Below are 18545 nucleotides of genomic sequence, written 5' to 3'. Positions count from 1 at the left end.
CGAAGCCTGCGCCCCGAACCACCGGACCCGACACAGTGATGGTTTTTATCCCCCTCATCGTCGATGCCCTGGCGAATGCAGCCTTGATCTTCTTCGTCGCCGTCGGCCTGACCCTTGTGTTCAGCGTGCTGCGCATCCTGAACGTGGCGCATGGCAGCTTTTATTCCATCGGCGCCTATCTCGCGGCCAGTGCCGGGCTGTGGGTCGTGTCCGCAGGGGCGCCCGGCTGGCTGACCTTTCCGATCCTGCTGCTCTCGGCGATCCTGGTTGCGGTGATCTGCGGGCCCATCGTCGAACGCACGCTGATCCGCTGGACCTATGGCAAAAGCGAGGCGGTCCAGGTCCTGGTCACCTTCGCGCTGTTCCTGATCCTGGAGGATCTACAGCGGATGGTCTTCGGGGTGCAGTCGGTCTATCAGGATACGCCGATGACCCTGCTTGGCGTGGTCGAGATCGGCGGCATCGTCTACCTGACCTATCAGCTGCTTCTGATCGGGCTGGCCATCCTCACCCTGATCGCGCTGAAACTGTTCATCAGCTATTCGCGGGTCGGCAAACTGCTGTCGGCGGTGGTGGCAGACCGAGAGGTTTCGCAGGCGATGGGCATCGACACCAGCCGCATGTTCGTCATCGCCTTCAGCGTCGGGGTCTTTCTCGCGGCGCTTGGCGGCGCGCTGGCGACACCGACCTCGGGCGTTTCGCCGGGTCTTGGCGCCGACACCATGGTGCTGGCCTTCGCCGTCGCCGCCATCGGCGGACTGGGCCAGGTGGAAGGCGCGGCCATTGCCGCGATCATCGTCGCCTTTGCCAAGGTGCTGGCGATCTATTTTGCACCTTCGCTGGACGCTGTCGCGCCGTATCTGGTGATGCTTGTCGTTCTGATGGTGCGCCCCTACGGCCTGTTTGGCGCTGAAACCGCGCGGAGGGTATGATGTCGCGTTTCACCACGTTCCTGATGGCCGGCCTGATCCTTCTTGCGATCGCGCCTGTCCTGTTCCCCTTCACCCAGTTCGTGCTGACCATCGCCATCGCCAAGGGCTTTGCCGCGCTTGGGGTCGCTTTGCTGCTGCGCGCCGGGCTGATCTCGCTGGGGCATGCGATGTTCTATGCGGTGGGCGCCTATGCGGCAGCCTTCCTAGCCACCCGGCTTGGGATCACCGACATTTTCGCGATCTTCGCCTTCGCCATCGTGACCTCAGCGCTATCCGGGCTGATCGTCGGCCTGTTCCTGGTGCGCTATCGGGCGATCTTTTTCGCCATGCTGAACCTTGCCGTGTCCATGGTGGCCTATTCGCTGGTGTCCAAGGCCTATGGCATCACCGGCGGCACCGACGGGCTGCGGGTGCCGCTGCCCACCGTGCTGGGCGCAACGCTGGACAAGGCCGGTTTTGATGTCGTGCTGTACTACCTGGCGGTGGTGCTGATGGGCGTCGTCGGCTTCCTGATACACCGCTATATGCGCAGCCCGCTGGGCCATGCGCTCTCGGCGGTGCACAGCAACGAGGTGCGGCTGGAATATCTGGGCGTGTCCGCGCGGTCGACGCTTCTGGCCGCCTACACGATCTCGGCCACGCTGGCGGGGATCGGCGGGGCCATCGCGGCGGTGTCGATCGGCCATGTGCTTCCGGAATACGCGTTCTGGACGGAATCCGGCCATCTTGTTTTGACCGCGGTTCTGGGCGGCATCGCCGGGATTGCCGGGCCGTTCCTGGGCTCGATCTTCCTTGAACTCGTGCACACCGTCGCGGTTGGCTATGCTGCCGAGGCTTGGAACATGATCATCGGGGTGGCGATGCTGGTGGTGATCTTCTTCCTGCCGCGCGGGCTGTTCGGGTTGTTCGAACGGTTGACCGGGGTCAAATCCCGCCAGGGGGAGGCCGAGCTGTGAGCAAACCGCTTCTGATTGCCCGTGACCTCGAAGTTGCCTTTGGCGGCGTCAAGGCCGCCGACGGGGTCAACCTGACCATCAACGAAGGCGAATTCGTCGCCATCATCGGCCCCAACGGATCGGGCAAGACGACCTTTCTGAACCTCTGCACCGGCTATGTCCGGCCGGTGGCCGGCGAAGTGATCCTGCGGGACATGCCGATCACCTCGCTGCCGCCGCGGCGGATCGCGCGGCAGGGGATCGCGCGGGCGTTCCAGATCCCGCAGCTGTTCACCGATCAGACGGTGCTGGAAAACGTGATGCTGGCCATCGCGGCGCATCGCGGCATCTGGCAGGCGCTGAATCCGCTGGACCGGCCGGATTACCGGGCCGAGGCGATGGAACTGCTGGACCTGCTGGGCCTGGCCGAGCAGGCTGGTACCTTGGCCGGGACCCTGCCCGAGGGTCTGCGCAAGCTGGCGGATGTAACGGTGGCGATGGCGCTGCAGCCGATGCTGCTGTTGCTGGATGAGCCGACGTCGGGGGTTTCGGCGCTGGAACGGTTCCAGCTGATGGAAACGCTGATGACGGCGATGCGCAGCCGCGGGATGACCGCGCTGTTCGTCGAACACGACATGGAAATCGTCGAGAAATACGCCGACCGCGTCGTGGTCTGGGATTCCGGGCAGGTGCTGGCCGAGGGCGCGGCCGATGTGGTCATGAAGGACCCGCGCGTCCTGGAACGTGTGGTCGGGATGGAATGATGCTGAAAATCGAAAACCTTTCGGTCGATATTGCCGGTGTTCAGGTGCTGCGCGACCTGAGCTTTGAGCTGACCTCAGGCACCTGTACCGTGCTGATCGGGCGCAACGGGGCCGGCAAGACCACGACCTTGCGGTCGATCATGGGCCTGCTGCCGCGCCAATCGGGGCGGATTGTTCTGGACGGGCAGGATATTCAGGACCGGCCCAGCCAGGACCGGGCGCGCATCGGCATCGGCTATGCCCCCGAGGACCGCCGCCTGATCGGTCATTTCAGCATCGAGGATAACATCCTGTTGCCGGCCATCGCACTGAACATGCCGAAGGACGAGCGCGAAAGCCGGTTGGCCAAGGTTTATGACTTCATGCCCGAACTGGTGAAGCTGAAATCCCGGCCCGGCGGCGGCGTGTCCGGTGGGCAGGGCAAGATGGTGGCGTTGGGCCGGGCGCTGATGGTGGCCGACAAGGTGCTGTTCCTTGACGAGCCCTTCCAGGGCCTCGCCCCGGCCTTGGCACTGGACTATGCGCGCACGCTGTCGCGGCTGCGGGACGACCGGTCGGACCTGTGCATCCTGGTCACCGAATCCTCGCCTAAGCTGTTGGACAGCATCGCGGACGAAACGCTGCTGATCGAACGCGGCGCGGTCGAACGGCGGGACTCGTCCGCGGGGACAAACCGCCGCCTTGGCACAGGCTGAGATCGCGGGAGGTCCCCCGCGCTTCCCCGCTTTACGGCGCGATGTTCTGATTGTGCCGGAACAGGTTGTCCGGATCGTAGTGGCGTTTCAGTTTCAGCAGCCGGTCGTAATTGCCGCCGAAATTGTCACGCACGCGCCCGCTGTCATCGTCATCCATAAAGTTGATATAGCCGCCGGGTTCGGAATGCGGCGCGACGGCGTCGGAATAGTCGCGCACCCATTTGGTATGGGCCGAGTCGGCGGCCGGGTCGTCCGAGGCGGCCAGCACCACCATGGCAAAATCCGCGTCCCGGTGCCCGAAGGCGGTGGCGTCGCTATCAACGTCGTGGCAGGCGCCGTCGATCGGATAAAGGTGCATCGTCGAACTGACCGTTGGCGCGTTGGGACCATGCCGGACATGGGCGGCAATCGCCTCGTCGCTCAGCTCCTTGACGAAGTTGCCTTTCCAATATTGCCGGATCCCGGTTGGGAACAGCCCGTCAAAAGCCGCGTTGATCGCCGGATAGGGGAGGGGGCCGACATGTTCGGCCTTGACCTCGGCAACATCGTGGAAGGCCTTGAACTGTTTTTCACCTTCCGAAGGATCCCCCGACCAACAGGCGACGATGGCACAGAACATGTCGCCATGGCGGTTTTCCGGGATGAAGGGCAGCGGCGGGGCGATCTGAAAGGCCGGAAATGCGCCCATCTCGCGCGGGGCGGTCTTGATGTAGTCGCGGAAGAACTTGAAGACGGTCTCGGTCTCGTCGATCTCGTAGAACATCGGCCCCCAATAGACCGTCTCCACCGGCTGGAGCTTGTATTCGAACGAGGTGCAGACGCCGAAATTGCCGCCACCGCCGCGGATCGCCCAGAAAAGATCGGCGTTTTCTGTCTCGCTGGCGACCAGCATCTTTCCATCGGCCGTCACCACGTCGGCCGAAATCAGATTGTCGAGCGACAGGCCGTGACCGCGCGCCAGATAGCCGATCCCACCCCCTAGGGTCAGCCCGGCGATACCCGTTGTCGAAATGATGCCCCCCGTGGTGGCCAGGCCGAAGGCGTGGGTCGCCGAGTTGAAATCACCCCAGGTCGCGCCGCCTTCGGCGCGCACCGTCTGTGCCTTCGGATCGACCCGGACCCCGCGCATCAGTGACAGGTCGATGACGACGCCGCCGTCATTGGTGCCGAATCCCGGCCCGCTATGCCCGCCGCCGCGCACCGACAGGTCATGCCCGGTGTCGCGGGCAAAGTTGACAGCCGTCATCACGTCGCCGGCATTGGCGGCCCGCAGGATGACAGCCGGGCGTTTGTCGATCATGCCATTGTGAACCTTGCGCGCCGCATCATAACCGGCGTCGCCTTCAACGATGACTTGTCCACGAACCTGGTCGCGCAAGTCAGCTGGTGTCTTTGCGGTCATTGGTTTTCTCCCTGTTCGCAGTCCCCTCGGCCGTTGGATCAGCGGCCGGTCTTTCCCTTTAGGCGCAGGTACTGCGTCGAACGGGACAAGCTTGGCATGAAGATCCAGGCCAAAACTAGTCACGGAACTGAATCGGGCGGTACAGGATCTGGACCAAGTGGGCAGAGATCCATGCTATGATGGGGGCGGTCAGGAGGGGGGAACCATGCCACATGCCGGATACAAACAGTTCTGTCCGCTCGCCATGGCGGCCGAGGTGCTGTGCACGCGCTGGACCATGGTGCTGGTGCGCGAGATGATCGCGGGATCGACGCGGTTCAACGACCTGCGGCGCGGCGTACCCAAGATGTCGCCCACGCTGCTGTCGCAACGCCTGAAAGACCTGGAGGCGGCGGGTGTTGTGATCAAGCGGCCCGTCCCGTCCGAGCGGGGTGTCTTCGAATACTGTCTAACCCAGGCGGGAGAGGATCTGTACGACGTCGTGATCGCGATGGGAATGTGGGGTCAGAAATGGGTGGAATCCTCGCTGTCTTTGGGAAATCTCGATGCATCGCTGCTGATGTGGGACATGCGCCGGAACCTGAACCCGGAACCGCTCGTCGGCCGGCGCGCGGTGCTGCAATTCGTGTTTCATGACCAGCCGTCGAGCAAGCGGGATTGGTGGCTTGTGGTTGAACCCACTGGCGAGACCGACCTGTGCTGGTCCGATCCGGGTTTCGAGGTGGATCTGTACGTAAATGTCGATCTGCGAACCATGACGGCAATCTGGATGGGGCTTACCAAGGTCTCTGCCGAACGGGACAAATTCGAGCTGACCGGCTCGCGCGAGATCGCGGAGTCCATGCAGCGCTGGCTTGGGCTGAGCCCGTTCGCGGCACAGAAAAAGCTGGTGAGCTAGGGGTTGCGCGGCAACGGCCTGCGCGCTGCCTCGCCTCGCCACTATTCGGCGCGCTACGATTTTCTGGGGCGCGGCCAGCCCCGTCGCGGGCATAGCCAATATCGCGCGGAGCGCGCATAGTTGGAATCGTCGCGCTTCAGATTCATGGACCAGCACGATGGCAGCTGACGCTGAAAACTGGCTCGTGGAGCAAGGTCTCGGGAAATACTGCGAGGTTTTTCGAGACAACGATGTCGATATGCGGGCGCTGCCGCATCTGACCGAAGACGATCTTCGCGAACTTGGCTTGTCTCTGGGACATCGTCGGGTTTTCCTTGCCGCGGTAAAGGCGTTCCAGGCGCCAGCTGTTGCAGAACGCGACGCTGAGATTGCGGTGGCGCTGACACCCGAGCCCGAGGCGGCCCCGGATCTGCGCGCCAAAGCCGATAGCGAGGCAGAATTCCGGCATCTGAGCATTGCCTTCGTGGATATGGCCGGATCGACCCAGCTGGCCGAAACGCTGGAACCCGAAGACATGAGCGACCTTCTGCGCCGCTATCAGGACCGGGTCACGGCCGAGGTTGAACGCTTCGGGGCCATGTCGCCAAATATATGGGCGACGGTGTTCTGGCCTATTTTGGCTGGCCCACCGCCTATGAGGATCACGCGGACCGGGCGGTGCGTGCGGGCCTCGCGATTGTCGGAGGCACCGCGGCGCGCGCTGCGGGAAAATCCGCTGCCTATGCGGTTCGGGTCGGGATTGCCTCGGGTCAGGTGGTGGTCGGCGATCTGGTTGGTGAACAGATGCGCGAAGATCACGCCATGGTCGGGGCGGTGGTCAACCTCGCCGCCCGCCTGCAGGCCGAAGCGGAAAGCAACTCGGTCGCGCTGTCGCACGAGACGCGCGACCTGATCGGCAGATCCTTCGAGTTGAAAAGCCTCGGGCCCCGCACGCTCAAGGGCTTCGAACTGCCGCGCGAGGTCTATCTGGCCACCTCTGAACGCTCGCTCGAAACGCGGTTCGAGGCCACGCGCAGCGAAAGCGACGTTCCGCTGGTGGGCCGGGACGAGGAAATGGCGCTGCTTCTGCGCACCTGGGAGGCCGCGCTGAACGGCAAGGGCCAGGTGATCATGCTGTCCGGCGAGGCCGGGATCGGCAAATCGCGGATCGCGCAGGCCTTCATCGAACGCATCGGAGATGGCCCCGGCGAGCTGTTGCGCTATCAATGCGCGCCCTATCACGCCAATTCGGCCTTTCACCCGATTGTCGATCGATTGCGCCGCGCCGCGAAACTGCGCATGACCAACGACCCCGGCGAAAGCTATGAACGGGTCGAGGCACTGGTGCGCTCGCATTTTCTGGACCCGGATCGCGACGCGCCGGTATATGCCAAGCTGCTGGGCCTGACTCCGCCAAATCCGGAATTGCTGACCGGCCTGGAGCCGCAGGAACTCAAGCGTCGCATCATCGAAACCCTGGCCCGGTCGGTTGTGGCGCGGGCGGAAAGATTCCCGTTGTTGATGCTGGTCGAGGACACCCACTGGATCGATCCGTCGAGCCTGGAGGCGTTCGAACGCGTGGTGGAGATTTGCGGTGATCTGCCGGTGATGCTGCTGGTTACCCATCGCACCGAATGGACCTCGACCTGGCCGGTCGATCATCCGCATGTCTCGGTCCTGCGGCTCGGCCCGCTGAGCGGCGAGCATATCGCCAGACTGATCGAGGGTGTGCTTGAACGTCCGATCGAGCCCGCCCTGATCGAGGAACTTGTCGACCGGACGGATGGGGTGCCGCTGTTTGTCGAGGAACTGGCGCGCGCCATCGGTGACAGTGAGGATGGGCATTTGCAGGGGGCGGTCCCGGATAGCCTTCAGGGGGTTCTGCTGGCCCGGCTTGACCGGGTGTCGCGCAAGGCACGCAGCGTTTCGCTGGTTGCCTCGGTCATCGGGCGCGAGTTCGACCGTAGCCTGCTTGGCGCTCTGGCCGATGTGCCCCCCGCCGAGCTTGAGGCCGCTTTGATCGAGCTGCGCCGCGCCAATATCATCTATGAAAGCGGGATCGTTCCGGGCAGCTTCGCGTTTCGCCACGCGCTGATCCAGGATGCGGCCTATCAGGCCTTGTTACGCCGGAACCGCCGCCTGTTGCACGGCAAGTTGGCGCGTATGCTGGAGCGGCTGAAAGCTTCGGATGTCGATCGCGAACCCGAGCTTGCCGCGCGGCATTTCACCGAAGCCGGCGAAACCGCCGAAGCCCTCAGCCGATGGGAAGCGGCGGCCCGCCGCGCGCTGGAACGATCGGCGACCTACGAGGCCGTCAGCCATGCCAAGGAGGCACTGGCCGCCGCCGAAAGCATCGCGGCAGGGATCAGTCCGCATCCCAGCGTGATCGCCGCGCGCATCCTGCTGGCCGAAGCGCACACCCATGCCGGCAGCCTGCCGACGGCCCTCAAGTCAGCATGGCGCGCCGCCGAAGAGGCCAGGGCGCTGGACGATCCCCTGCTGTTTGCCGATGCGGCGATCACCTACATGGATAGCGTCATGCTGTCGGCCTATAACCCCACCGCCGCGATTGCGCTGTGCGAGGAAGCCCTGGCCAATCCCCGGATCGACGACATCCGCCTGAGATGCAAGCTGATGGCGCATTTGGCGCGCGGGCACATGATGAACGGCAGTTTCGTGGAAAGCACCCGTTTCGGGCGCGAGGCCGAGGCGATGGCCCGGAAACTTGGCGACAACAACGCCCTGTTCAACCAGATGATGTCGCGGTTTCTGGCGCCGGTCGTGGCCCGCGATCCCGACGAGGTGGCGAATTGGCGCGAGCGCATCGGGCAACTTCTGGCGCTGGCAGATCTGACGGATGATGCCGACCGTGGGCGCGCCTCTGCCATCGCCATCTATGTCGCGACCGAAATGGGCGACCGCGGCCTGATGGAAGAGGCGCTGCAACGTCTCGACGATGTGGGCGCCGCGCGCCAGCACATGCACATGGACTGGGTCGCCCGGCACGGGCACGCGATGAAGGCCATCCTGGACGGTGAGTTCGCCGAAGCCGAGCGGCTCGCCAACGAAGCGCTGCGGCTTGGGGTGACGACACATGGCAGCCATGTCGAAGGTCTGTTTGGCGTCCAGATGTTCTCGATCCGGCGTGAACAGGGGCGGCTGGCCGAGGTCGCACCGGTGATTAAGCGGCTGCTGGACGACGACGAAGGCGATGCCAGCTGGCGGCCCGGCTTTGCCCTGATCGCGGCCGAACTCGGGCATCTCGATGCCGCCCGGCGCATGATGAACGAGATGGCGGCGACCGGTTTCAACCTGCCGCTTGACGCGAAATACAGCGCCACGCTCAGCTATCTCGCCGATACCGCCGTCATGATTGGCGATACCGAGATGTGCCAGACGCTCTACGACCGTCTGCTGCCCTATCGCGGGATGACCATCACCATCGGCGTTGCCACGGTCTGTTATGGATCGGCCGACCGGAGGCTGGGTGCCCTCGCCGCCGAATGCGGGAATTGGACAGCGATGGAAGAGCATTTCCAGGCTGCCCTCGACCTGGATACAGGCATGAGGGCCACGCCCTGGATCGCGCGATCGCAGGCCGGGTTTGCTCTGGCCATGCACAAGCGTGGCCGCAGCAGCGACAGGGAACATATCGACGGACTGCTGGATGAAGCCATGGCAACGGCGGTGAAGTTTGGTATGATAGGACTCAGTGCTTCACTTCGCCGCGATCTCAACTGAGACCGCCAAGCCCAGAGGGTCGAACGATGCCACGTTTCATTATCGAACGGAACTTTGCCAAGGAACTGGCCCTGTCAGACGATGGGAAATTGCAGATCAAGCAGATCAATGACTCCGAAGGGGTCGAATGGATTTTCTCGTTTCTGAGTGCCGACAAACGCAAGACCTATTGCCTCTACGAAGCACCGGACGCCGATGCGTTGCGCCGTGCTGCTGAAAGGCTCAATATTCCGGCTGATGTGATCACGCCGGTAGACCAGATCGATCCAAACGTCTTCGCCTAGTCCGATCTTGTCAGGCCAGCACGGACGCGCGCGACCGGCGGTAACGCATAGGGGGTCGTCCATCTCTGGCCCCGCCACTGAGAACAAATTTGGCAACCGAAACTGCACGCCCGCCAGATGATGCCGGCGCCCTGCGCGCGCCCCGTCCAGCAGGAGGGCGGCGACTGGCGCTTAGTCCAGTAGCGCTTCCACCCGATCCCGGATCGCCGGTGAGTCTGGCTCGACTGCGGCTCTCCAGGTGTCGACCACGGTGCCGTCGGGTCCGATCAGGATCTTGTTGAAGTTCCAGCTGGGTACAAATCCGGTCTCCGCCGCTACGGCCGCGTAGAACGGATGCGCGTCGGGTCCGCGCACCTGGGTGATGTCGGTCATCGGCAGATCCAGGGCAAAATTCAACGCACAGAATTCCTTGACCTCCTGCGCGGTGCCCAGCTCTTGCCGGAAGTCGTTTGACGGCACGGCGAGCACCACCAACCCCCGGTCGCGATAGCGTTCGTAAAGCCGCTGCAAGCCGTCATACTGACCGGTAAACCCGCATCGCGAGGCGGTGTTCACCACCAGGACGGGCCTACCGCGCCAGCTTTCCACCGACAGGGTGCCGCCGTCGATGGAGGCAAAGGTGCCGGACAGCCCCGTGGCCCCAACCGCCGGCGCCGCGAAGGCGAGACAGCTCAGCAGGGCCAGGCGGATCAAGATATGTCCGAACATCATCCTCTTTCGTCCTTATGGCCCAGACGTCGACGCAATCTTAACACGCCACTGCAAACCGGTGAACTGCGGTCTAAACGCGCGAAAGTGCCGTTTCGATCCCGCCAGTACAAAAATCGATCAAGATTTTGCGGTAATCCATCGGCTCATCGCAGGTTGCGGTTTCGCTGAGTCCGACAATGCGGGCCCGGCTGGCGACGATGGACAGCATCGAAGCGACGGTCAGGGTCAGGACGGTTGCAAGCGCCTCGGCGCTGGCACCGGGCCGCAGGCGCTGGATCTCGGCGATGTAGAGCCGTGCGGTAGGGTCATAGAGGTCGCGGATCTGAGGCACGTAATGGTCGGTCGAGGCCACCCGGGCGATCAGTTCGGCATAGGCGCGCCACTGCGGATCACCGCGCGAGGCAATGTCGAGATAGGGCGTCAGGTAGGCATCCACCAGATCGCGGATGGTGAAGTCGCCACGCGCGTGCAATTCGGCCAGGGCGGCGGTGCGCAGGTCATCCAGCGTGGTGGAACGCCGGGCAAGCACCGTTTTGAAAAGTTCTTCCTTCGAGCCGCCGTGAAAGCCGACAACTCCCAGGGTTACCTCGGCTTCGCGGGCAATCTGTCGAATCGACACGGCCTCGAACCCGTCCGCGGCAAAACATCTCTCGGCGGCATCCAGGACCCGCTCGCGGGTCGCTTCGCCGCGGGCGAGCCGGCCGTCGGTGGTGCGGGAATTATCAGTTTCTTCAAGCGATTGTCGCAAGCGCTGGTTCTCCGATTATGGATTTCGCAAGGCCTCGATATCCGGTTGTTGACTTTTTATACATACGTTCAGATAGTTTGTTTGAAGGAGAGAATGCCGGAGCTTTTGCTTCGGCGCAACTGGGAGGAAACCTTGATGAATCTCGCAAGAGCGCTGGCCAGCTGCACGCTGGCCGCAACGCTAACCTGTGCCGCAAGCGTGCGGGCCGAAGTTTTGGATGTCACAGCGGTTGCGGGCCATCCGCCCGTCTTTCTGTGGGTCAAGACACTTTCGGAATCCTATATTCCGGCGGTGAACGCAGCGCTGGAGGGTACCGATTATTCCATCGATTGGACCGAAGCCTATGGCGGTACGCTGGCCAAGGTCGGGGGCGAGATGGAGGCGATGGAGGACGGCCTGGCACAGGTTGGGATCGTGTCGTCGCTGTTCGAGCCCTCGCTGCTGAGCCTTCAGAACGTCACCTACGTGACCCCCTTCGGTTCGCCCGATGTCGATCTGGTGCTTTCCACCGTCGATGCCATGCATGACGACATCCCGGCGATGCGGAAACTCTGGGAAGATCTGGACCTTGAATATCTCGGCGGCGGCTTCGGGCTCGAGGATTACCTGCTGATGACCACCTTCCCGGTGGCCAGCCTGTCCGACCTCGAAGGCCGCAAGATCAACGCCCCGGGACCGGCGGTAAACTGGCTGAAAGAGACCGGCGCAGTCGGTGTTTCGGGCAATCTGACCACCTATTACAATGACATCCAGTCGGGTGTTGCCGAAGGCGTGATCGTGTTCCCGACGGCGGCGGCGGCGGCCAAGCTGTTCGAGGTTGCACCCTACGTGACCCGCGTGCATTTCGGCGCGCAATTTGCGGGCGGCATTGTTGCCAAGAAAAGCTGGTTCGACGAGCAGGACGCGGTGGTGCAAGAGGCCCTGCGCGCGGCGGCCGACACCTTTGCCGCGGATTATCGCACCGGACTGGAAGCGCGGGTTGCCGGGGCCTTCAAGGCGATGGAAGCGGGCGGCGCCCAGATTTCCGAAATGTCGGAGGAAGAGCGCAGCAACTGGGCAAACACCCTGCCGAACATCGCGATGGACTGGGCCAAGGATCTTGACGGCAAGGGGATCCCCGGAACCGTGGTGCTGACCACCTATATCAACCACCTCAAAGATGCGGGCGTGGCATTGCCGCGTGACTGGTCGGCGGAATGACGCAGGACATCACCCGGGTCGGGGCGCGCGGGCGCCTCGACCAGGTTGCAGACGTGGTGATGGGCACTGCCAATGTGGTGGCGACGCTGTGGATCCTGTGGCTGATGGTGCTGATCGTGGCCGACGTGCTGGGGCGCGAGACATTGGGGCGCCCGATCGCGGGCGTGCCGGAGATGGTGAAATATTCCATCGTCGGCATTGTCTTTCTGCAAATCGCCCATACCCACCGCAAGGGCGAGATGATCCGCTCTGACGGCATCCTGGGCATGGTGCGCAGGCGCTGGCCGACAGCCGGCCTGACATTGGACCTGATCGCGCAGCTTTGCGGCGCGGCCTTCGCCCTGACGCTGGCCTGGGCGGTCTGGCCGAAGGTGGTGCGCGCCTATGAACGTGGCGAGATGGAGGGGGTGCAGGGGCATTTCACCCTGCCGGTCTGGCCCTTCCTGTTCCTGATCGTGCTGGGCTCGATCCTGCTGGCGCTGTCCTTCCTGCTGACCGCCGCGACCCGATTCAAAGAACACCGGAACGCCTGATCATGGACCCAATCACCGTCGGATACCTGTCGCTGGTCGCGATTGGCATTGCCATCTATGCCGGGCTGCACGTTGCGATTGCCCTGGCCGGTGTGTCGCTCTTCGGGGTCTGGGCAATCACCGGCAAGCTCAAGCTTGCCATGAACTTCGTGGCGCTTGCCGCGACGGACAGCATTGCCGACTATACGTTTGGCGTTGTGCCGCTGTTTGTGCTGATGGGCCTCGCCGTTTCGGAAAGCGGCATGGGCCGCGATACTTTCGCGGTTATCTCGCGCGGACTGCGTCGTTGGCGCGGCGGCCTCGGGGTTGCGACGGTGCTGTCCAATGCCGTCTTCGCCGCGATCACGGGCATTTCCATCGCCTCTGCGGCAGTCTTTTCCAAGGTGGCAGTGCCCGAAATGGTGCGCGCCGGGACCAATCGCAGCATTGCCGTCGGGGTTGTCGCCGGGTCTTCGGTGCTGGGCATGCTGATCCCGCCGTCGCTGCTGTTGATCCTTTTCGCGATCCTGACGGATTCCTCGATTGGCGACCTGTTCATCGGCGGCGTCGGTCCAGGGCTGCTGCTGGCCGGGGCCTACATCCTGTATCTCAGCGGTCTTGGCGTGGCCCGGCCGCAGTACTTCGAAGGGATCAACCCCGCGGAAGAAGGCGAAACAACGCCCACCTGGACCATTCTACCGGTGCTCGGCCTGGCGACGCTGGTGTTGTCGGGGATCTACTTGGGTTTCTTCACCCCCACCGAGGCCGGCGCTGTCGGGGCGGCGGCGGCGGTGATCATCGGCATCGTCCTGCGCCGGATCGGCGCCCGGGCTGCCTGGCGGATCGCGGTGCAGACGGGCCATATCACCGCGGCGGTCTGCTTTCTGATCATCGGCGCCTCGATCTACAGCCGCATGCTGGCGTTTTCCGGGTTGCCTGCCTCGATTACCGAGGCCGCGATCGGCTCGGGCATCGGGCCCGTCGGCTTCCTGATGCTGTTTGCCGGGCTGCTGGTGCTGCTGGGCACCGTTCTGGACAGTTCGTCGATCATGCTGGTGACGGTGCCGCTGGCCTATCCGGTGACCCAGCAGATGGGCATCGACATCGTGCATTTCGGCCTGATCACCGTGCTGGCTGTCGAGGTCGGATTGCTGACCCCACCGCTGGGCCTGTCGGTTTTCGTGGTCCACGCAACCCTCAAGGATACCGGCATCACCCTGGGCGAGGTGTTCCGGGGGGCCGCGCCCTTTGCCCTGATCATGACGCTGACCCTGGTCGCGCTGATCCTCATCCCGCAAATCGCAACCGGCCTTTTGGGCCGTTGACAAAGGACAGATTCATGCGCCTGATCGACCTCTCTCGACCACTCGAAAACACGGACTATGCCGATCCGCCGGGGCTTGGCCCCAAGATCACCTATTTCGCCCACCAGGAGACGGCCGAGCAGATCCTCTCGTTCTTTCCCGGGGTAAGCCGCGACGATCTGCCGGGCGGCGAGGGCTGGGCGGTCGAGCAGGTGACCCTGTCGACCCATAACGGCACACATCTTGACGCGCCGTATCATTATCATACCACGATGGATGGCGGCAAACGGGCGATCACCATCGACGAAGTGCCGCTCGACTGGTGCATCGGGCGCGGGGTCAAACTTGATTTCCGGGCGCTGCCGGACGGATATGTTGTCACTCCCGAAGACGTGGTGGCCGAGTTCGAGCGCATCGGCCATGACCTGCAACCGGGTGATATCGTGCTGGTGAACACCGCCGCCGCCGCGCATTACGGCACGCCGCAATATGTGCCGTCGGGCTGCGGCATCGGCCGCGCGGCAACCAACTGGATGACCGAGCGGGGCATGCGGGTTTGCGGCACCGACGCCTGGAGCTGGGACGCGCCTTTTGTCCACACCGCGAAGAAGGTGGCCGAAACCGGCGATGCCTCGCTGATCTGGGAAGGCCACCGCGCCGGGATGGATCGCGGCTATTGCCATATCGAGAAGCTTGCCAATCTCGAACAGCTTCCGGCCACCGGGTTCGAGGTGCAATGCTTCCCCGTCAAGATCAAGGGGGCTTCGGCCGGCTGGTGCCGCCCTGTCGCCATCATCCGGGACTGAAGGAGACCGACATGAAACTCGCAACATTCGAGGGCGGGCGCGGCGCCCGCCTGGGCGCCCTGGCGGCAGATGGCGAGACACTCGTCTGCCTCACCTCCACCGGCCAGCCGATGCTTGCCTCGATGCAGGCGCTGATCGAGGCCGGGGCCGAGGGGCTTGCAGCCGCGCGGGCCGCCTTGGAAGAGGCCGCAGAGACCGTTCCGCTGGCCGATGTCCGTTTGCTGGCGCCCCTGCCGCTGCCGCCGCAGATCCGCGACGCGTCGACGGCACCGCGCCATATCGCCAACGCGCCGGTCGGAATGCGGCGCCTTGCGGCGGTGCTGACGGGCGATGGTGATCCCGGCCCGTTTGAGGGCACCGTGCCGGACATCTACAAGGCACAGCCGATCTTCTATATCACCAACCGTTTCAGCGTGGCGGGCCACGGCGATACCATCACCTGGCCACGCTATTCCGACTATATGGATTACGAGCTCGAGGTCGCGGTGGTGATCGGCAAGGGGGGGCGCGACATCGCCGCCGCCGACGCGATGGAGCATGTTTTCGGCTTCACCATCTTCAACGACTTCTCCGCCCGCGACACCCAGCTGCGCGAGATGCAGGGCATGCTTGGGCCCGCAAAGGGCAAGAGCTTTGACGCCGGGAATGTCTTTGGCCCCTGGATTGTCACCCGTGACGAGATCGCGGATTACCGCGACCTGCGCTGTGTCGCCAAGATCAACGGCAAGCTGGTGACCGACAGCCGCCTCGGCGCGATGCTGCACGGCTTCGAGGACATGATCGCCTTCATCTCCAACGCCGAGACGTTGCACGCGGGCGAGATCATCGGCGGCGGCACGGTTGATGATGGCTGTGGCCTGGAGCGGTTCGAGTTCCTGTCCGACGGCGATGAGGTGGAACTGACCGTCGACGGCATCGGAACGCTGCGCAACCGGGTGGTGCGCGGCGCCTGATCCAAGCCCGCTCCGTCCGATACCCCTTCGCAGGCGTCCCGGTTATTCCGATCACTGACCGGGACGCGGAACATCGCGTGCAGCGAGGGCAAGTCAGACGGCAGGATAGGGGCGCCATCGATCGCCCTGCTGTATGATGGCGCCGCATTTTGCCATCGAGGCCAAAGCGAAACTTGAGCAGCTGCCAGAGATTGCCGAAGTCAAATTCGATGTCTGCCCAAAAATTGACTGGGACCCGTCGCACATGAAAAAGGCCTTTCGGGAAAAACTCGCCCGACCGGATTTTATGAAGCCGTTTTGACGGGATTGTCGATGTCGTTTCGCCTCGGGGCGCGTTTGGATATCCGTTTGCCGCGGCGCGATTGTGAGTGACAACCTCATGGTTTCTGATGGGTTCGCCCACCGGGGGTGCCCTTCATCTTGCAATATGCTTTGCGAAACTGCCTCAGGCCGCGCGCCCAGTCGCCAAACTTTCCACGCCCAGAGAAGTTTTCTGGCTTGAGCAAGAATCTCAGCACCTCGAAAATTTGCCTTCCGTTGGTGCTGCGATGGCCACTTGGTCTGGGGCGGCGACGGTGCTTGGGGAAAGTGCGACAGACATGCGCGTCGCGGCGATCCGCGATCTGTGCTCGTGACCAACCAGCCTTGAGCCGATCCTGGATGGCGGCCCTCGGCTCGGGGTGAACGACCATCTTGTGAGGGTTCGCGCGTGCCGCTTCTCATACCTGTCCGAGAAATCGTGGCATGATACCCGTTCAGATCTCGCAACGCATTGCCCGCCTACCCGGACATGCCGGCGTATGCTCCCGCATTGCAAAAGGGATCGAATCCAACCCGCGGTATCGACATTCGGGTTGATACTGTAATATATTAGTTTCAGATGAACGAGAGTTCGACCCATTTTGCAATAGAGTTTCTGCTGGCGAGGTGCCCATGGCCGATGACAAAAAGACCGCCGACCAATTGCGCAGCGCGCGCTGGTTCGGACCCGACGATCTGCGCAGTTTTGGGCATCGTTCCCGGATGATGCAGATGGGGCTGGCGCCCGAGGATTGGGAGGGCCGGCCCGTGATCGGCATCCTGAACACCTGGTCCGAGCTGAACCCCTGCCACCTGCATTTCCGCGACCGTGCGGAAGATGTGAAAAAGGGGATCGCCCAGGCCGGCGGCCTGGGGCTGGAGGTTCCGACAATCTCCATCGACGAGAGTTTCACCAAACCGACCTCGATGCTCTATCGCAACATGATCGCCATGGAGACCGAAGAGACGATCCGTTCGCATCCCCTGGACGGCGTGGTGCTGATGGGGGGCTGTGACAAATCCACCCCCGGTCTGACCATGGGTGCGATCAGCGCGGGCGTGCCTTTCATCTTTCTGCCTGCCGGTCCGATGCTGCGCGGCAACTATGCTGGGCAGGCGCTTGGCTCGGGTTCGGATGCCTGGAAATTCTGGGATGAGCGCCGCGCCGGCACGATTTCGGCCGAGCAATGGGTCGGTATCGAGGGCGGCATCGCGCGATCCTATGGGCATTGCATGACGATGGGCACGGCCTCGACCATGACGGCCATTGCCGAGGCGATGGGGCTGACCCTGCCCGGGGCCTCGTCGATTCCTGCGGCGGATGCGGGCCACAAGCGGATGAGCGCGGCCTGCGGGCGGCGGATCGTCGACATGGTCTGGGAGGATCTGACGCCGGACAAGATCATCACGCCGGCCGCCGTTCAGAATGCGGCGACGGTGGCGATGGCGACGGGCTGTTCAACCAATGCGGTGGTGCATCTGCTGGCCATGGCGCACCGCGCCGGGGTCGAGCTGAACCTCGATGATCTGGATGCATTGGGCCGGATCACGCCGCTGATCGCCAATATCCGGCCCCTCGGTAGCAGTAACTACCTGATGGAGGATTTCTATTTCGCGGGCGGGCTGCGGGCGCTGATGGATCAATTGGGCGACAAGCTGGACCGCACGGCGATCACCTGCACGGGCAAGCCACTGGAAACAGGTATCGCCGGAGCGCCGGTTCATAATGACGATGTGATCCGCCCGCTGTCGAACCCGGTCTACAAGGAAGGGTCGCTCGCGGTGCTCAAGGGCAATCTCTGCCCCGACGGAGCGGTGATCAAACCCGCCGCCTGCAACCCGAAGTTCCACCGCCACGAAGGCCCGGCGCTGGTTTTTGACAGCTACCCCGAGATGAAGCAGGCGATCGACGACGAAAACCTCGATGTGACGCCGGATCATGTGCTGGTGCTGCGCAACGCCGGGCCGCAAGGTGGCCCAGGCATGCCCGAATGGGGGATGCTCCCGATGCCCAAGGCGCTGCTCAAACAGGGGCACCGCGACATGCTGCGCATCTCGGACGCGCGGATGTCGGGCACGTCCTACGGCGCCTGCATCTTGCATGTGGCACCGGAATCCTTTGTCGGCGGGCCGCTGGCGTTGCTCAAGACCGGGGATATCGTGCGCATGGACCTGGAGGCGCGGAGCCTGGATATGCTGGTGGATGAGGAAGAACTTGCCGCCCGCCGCGCCGCATGGCAGGCGCCGGAACCCCGGTTCGAACGCGGCTGGGGCTATATGTTCCAGCGCCATGTGGGCCAGGCCGACAAGGGCTGTGACTTTGATTACCTAACCTCGGGCTTTGGCAGGGCGGCCGGTGAGCCGGACATTTTCTGAAGGGG

17 protein-coding genes and 1 pseudogene are annotated in these 18545 nt (G+C 63.5%); 15 read left to right on the top strand and 3 right to left on the bottom strand.

What is annotated here, in order from left to right:
* The first annotated feature begins 38 nt into the window (after window positions 1-38).
* The 4 genes from CVM52_RS04270 to CVM52_RS04255 are packed head-to-tail and all read left to right on the top strand — an operon-like array spanning window position 39 to window position 3326.
* A complete protein-coding gene (locus tag CVM52_RS04270; protein ID WP_100161359.1) occupies window positions 39-932 on the top strand; it encodes a branched-chain amino acid ABC transporter permease in 894 nt (297 codons plus the stop codon).
* Window positions 932-1888, top strand: coding sequence for a branched-chain amino acid ABC transporter permease (locus CVM52_RS04265; RefSeq protein ID WP_205964874.1), 957 nt, complete (start codon window positions 932-934; stop codon window positions 1886-1888). The genes CVM52_RS04270 and CVM52_RS04265 overlap by 1 nt, the downstream gene beginning before the upstream one ends.
* Window positions 1885-2631 carry an ABC transporter ATP-binding protein gene (locus CVM52_RS04260; RefSeq protein WP_100161358.1) on the top strand — a complete coding sequence of 249 codons (747 nt, stop codon included), beginning with the start codon at window positions 1885-1887 and terminating at the stop codon, window positions 2629-2631. Before CVM52_RS04265 ends, CVM52_RS04260 begins: the two co-directional genes overlap by 4 nt.
* Window positions 2631-3326, top strand: coding sequence for an ABC transporter ATP-binding protein (locus CVM52_RS04255; protein ID WP_100161387.1), 696 nt, complete (start codon window positions 2631-2633; stop codon window positions 3324-3326). Before CVM52_RS04260 ends, CVM52_RS04255 begins: the two co-directional genes overlap by 1 nt.
* 31 nt (window positions 3327-3357) lie before the next feature.
* Here the strand turns inward: CVM52_RS04255 and CVM52_RS04250 are convergent, their stop codons facing one another.
* A complete protein-coding gene (locus CVM52_RS04250; RefSeq protein ID WP_100161357.1) occupies window positions 3358-4728 on the bottom strand; it encodes an FAD-binding oxidoreductase in 1371 nt (456 codons plus the stop codon).
* A 205-nt stretch (window positions 4729-4933) separates the two neighbouring features.
* On the opposite strand from CVM52_RS04250, the gene CVM52_RS04245 reads away from it, so the two are divergent.
* The 4 genes and pseudogenes from CVM52_RS04245 (at window position 4934) to CVM52_RS04230 (ending at window position 9630) form a co-directional block, all read left to right on the top strand.
* Complete coding sequence (locus tag CVM52_RS04245) at window positions 4934-5626, top strand: winged helix-turn-helix transcriptional regulator (protein WP_100161356.1); 693 nt, start codon at window positions 4934-4936, stop codon at window positions 5624-5626.
* Between the two features lie 157 nt (window positions 5627-5783).
* Window positions 5784-5900, top strand: a pseudogene (locus tag CVM52_RS28060) (SAM domain-containing protein); the annotation flags it as partial.
* 317 nt (window positions 5901-6217) lie between these two features.
* On the top strand, window positions 6218-9346 hold the full coding sequence (locus CVM52_RS04235; RefSeq protein WP_100161354.1) for an adenylate/guanylate cyclase domain-containing protein: 3129 nt from the start codon (window positions 6218-6220) through the stop codon (window positions 9344-9346).
* A gap of 26 nt (window positions 9347-9372) precedes the next feature.
* Window positions 9373-9630, top strand: a complete 258-nt coding sequence (locus CVM52_RS04230) for a DUF4242 domain-containing protein (RefSeq protein ID WP_100161353.1) — start codon at window positions 9373-9375, stop codon at window positions 9628-9630.
* A 171-nt stretch (window positions 9631-9801) separates the two neighbouring features.
* Here the strand turns inward: CVM52_RS04230 and CVM52_RS04225 are convergent, their stop codons facing one another.
* Window positions 9802-10341: a glutathione peroxidase gene (locus CVM52_RS04225; RefSeq protein WP_240620859.1), complete on the bottom strand. Its 540-nt coding sequence runs from the start codon at window positions 10339-10341 to the stop codon at window positions 9802-9804.
* Between the two features lie 70 nt (window positions 10342-10411).
* Complete coding sequence (locus CVM52_RS04220) at window positions 10412-11089, bottom strand: TetR/AcrR family transcriptional regulator (RefSeq protein ID WP_100161352.1); 678 nt, start codon at window positions 11087-11089, stop codon at window positions 10412-10414.
* A gap of 135 nt (window positions 11090-11224) precedes the next feature.
* Here CVM52_RS04220 and CVM52_RS04215 point away from each other — a divergent pair, with 135 nt between their 5' ends.
* From CVM52_RS04215 to araD, 7 genes are all read left to right on the top strand, one after another.
* Entirely contained in the window at window positions 11225-12289 is a 1065-nt protein-coding gene (locus CVM52_RS04215; protein WP_100161385.1) for a C4-dicarboxylate TRAP transporter substrate-binding protein, read from the top strand.
* Complete coding sequence (locus CVM52_RS04210) at window positions 12286-12822, top strand: TRAP transporter small permease subunit (protein ID WP_100161351.1); 537 nt, start codon at window positions 12286-12288, stop codon at window positions 12820-12822. Before CVM52_RS04215 ends, CVM52_RS04210 begins: the two co-directional genes overlap by 4 nt.
* 2 nt (window positions 12823-12824) lie before the next feature.
* Window positions 12825-14126, top strand: coding sequence for a TRAP transporter large permease (locus CVM52_RS04205; RefSeq protein ID WP_100161350.1), 1302 nt, complete (start codon window positions 12825-12827; stop codon window positions 14124-14126).
* A 14-nt stretch (window positions 14127-14140) separates the two neighbouring features.
* Window positions 14141-14911 (top strand): cyclase family protein, encoded by a 771-nt coding sequence (locus CVM52_RS04200; protein ID WP_100161349.1) that lies wholly within the window; start codon window positions 14141-14143, stop codon window positions 14909-14911.
* Window positions 14912-14922: 11 nt separating this feature from the next.
* Window positions 14923-15864, top strand: coding sequence for a fumarylacetoacetate hydrolase family protein (locus CVM52_RS04195; protein ID WP_100161384.1), 942 nt, complete (start codon window positions 14923-14925; stop codon window positions 15862-15864).
* A 133-nt stretch (window positions 15865-15997) separates the two neighbouring features.
* The gene (locus CVM52_RS26780; protein ID WP_172720902.1) at window positions 15998-16165 is read left to right on the top strand and encodes a hypothetical protein; all 168 of its coding nucleotides are present in this window, start codon (window positions 15998-16000) and stop codon (window positions 16163-16165) included.
* A gap of 632 nt (window positions 16166-16797) precedes the next feature.
* Window positions 16798-18540, top strand: a complete 1743-nt coding sequence (gene araD / locus CVM52_RS04190) for an L-arabinonate dehydratase (RefSeq protein ID WP_100161348.1) — start codon at window positions 16798-16800, stop codon at window positions 18538-18540.
* The last annotated feature ends 5 nt before the right edge of the window (window positions 18541-18545 follow it).

This window comes from Pseudooceanicola lipolyticus, assembly GCF_002786325.1.
Lineage (GTDB): Bacteria > Pseudomonadota > Alphaproteobacteria > Rhodobacterales > Rhodobacteraceae > Pseudooceanicola_C > Pseudooceanicola_C lipolyticus.
The sequence above is the reverse complement of the archived record's forward strand: the minus strand, read 5'-3'. Positions and strand labels throughout refer to the sequence as shown.

Bases quoted from the DNA above. Each gene is read 5' to 3' on its own strand.
- CVM52_RS04255 (WP_100161387.1), top strand. From the start codon at position 2,631: ATGCTGAAAATCGAAAACCTTTCGGTCGATATTGCCGGTGTTCAGGTG.
- CVM52_RS04265 (WP_205964874.1), top strand. From the start codon at position 932: ATGTCGCGTTTCACCACGTTCCTGATGGCCGGCCTGATCCTTCTTGCG.
- CVM52_RS04235 (WP_100161354.1), top strand. From the start codon at position 6,218: ATGGGCGACGGTGTTCTGGCCTATTTTGGCTGGCCCACCGCCTATGAG.
- CVM52_RS04225 (WP_240620859.1), bottom strand. From the start codon at position 10,341: ATGATGTTCGGACATATCTTGATCCGCCTGGCCCTGCTGAGCTGTCTC.
- CVM52_RS04200 (WP_100161349.1), top strand. From the start codon at position 14,141: ATGCGCCTGATCGACCTCTCTCGACCACTCGAAAACACGGACTATGCC.
- CVM52_RS04205 (WP_100161350.1), top strand. From the start codon at position 12,825: ATGGACCCAATCACCGTCGGATACCTGTCGCTGGTCGCGATTGGCATT.
- CVM52_RS04230 (WP_100161353.1), top strand. From the start codon at position 9,373: ATGCCACGTTTCATTATCGAACGGAACTTTGCCAAGGAACTGGCCCTG.
- CVM52_RS04210 (WP_100161351.1), top strand. From the start codon at position 12,286: ATGACGCAGGACATCACCCGGGTCGGGGCGCGCGGGCGCCTCGACCAG.
- CVM52_RS04270 (WP_100161359.1), top strand. From the start codon at position 39: ATGGTTTTTATCCCCCTCATCGTCGATGCCCTGGCGAATGCAGCCTTG.
- CVM52_RS04215 (WP_100161385.1), top strand. From the start codon at position 11,225: ATGAATCTCGCAAGAGCGCTGGCCAGCTGCACGCTGGCCGCAACGCTA.
- CVM52_RS04195 (WP_100161384.1), top strand. From the start codon at position 14,923: ATGAAACTCGCAACATTCGAGGGCGGGCGCGGCGCCCGCCTGGGCGCC.
- CVM52_RS04250 (WP_100161357.1), bottom strand. From the start codon at position 4,728: ATGACCGCAAAGACACCAGCTGACTTGCGCGACCAGGTTCGTGGACAA.
- CVM52_RS26780 (WP_172720902.1), top strand. From the start codon at position 15,998: ATGATGGCGCCGCATTTTGCCATCGAGGCCAAAGCGAAACTTGAGCAG.
- araD (WP_100161348.1), top strand. From the start codon at position 16,798: ATGGCCGATGACAAAAAGACCGCCGACCAATTGCGCAGCGCGCGCTGG.
- CVM52_RS04245 (WP_100161356.1), top strand. From the start codon at position 4,934: ATGCCACATGCCGGATACAAACAGTTCTGTCCGCTCGCCATGGCGGCC.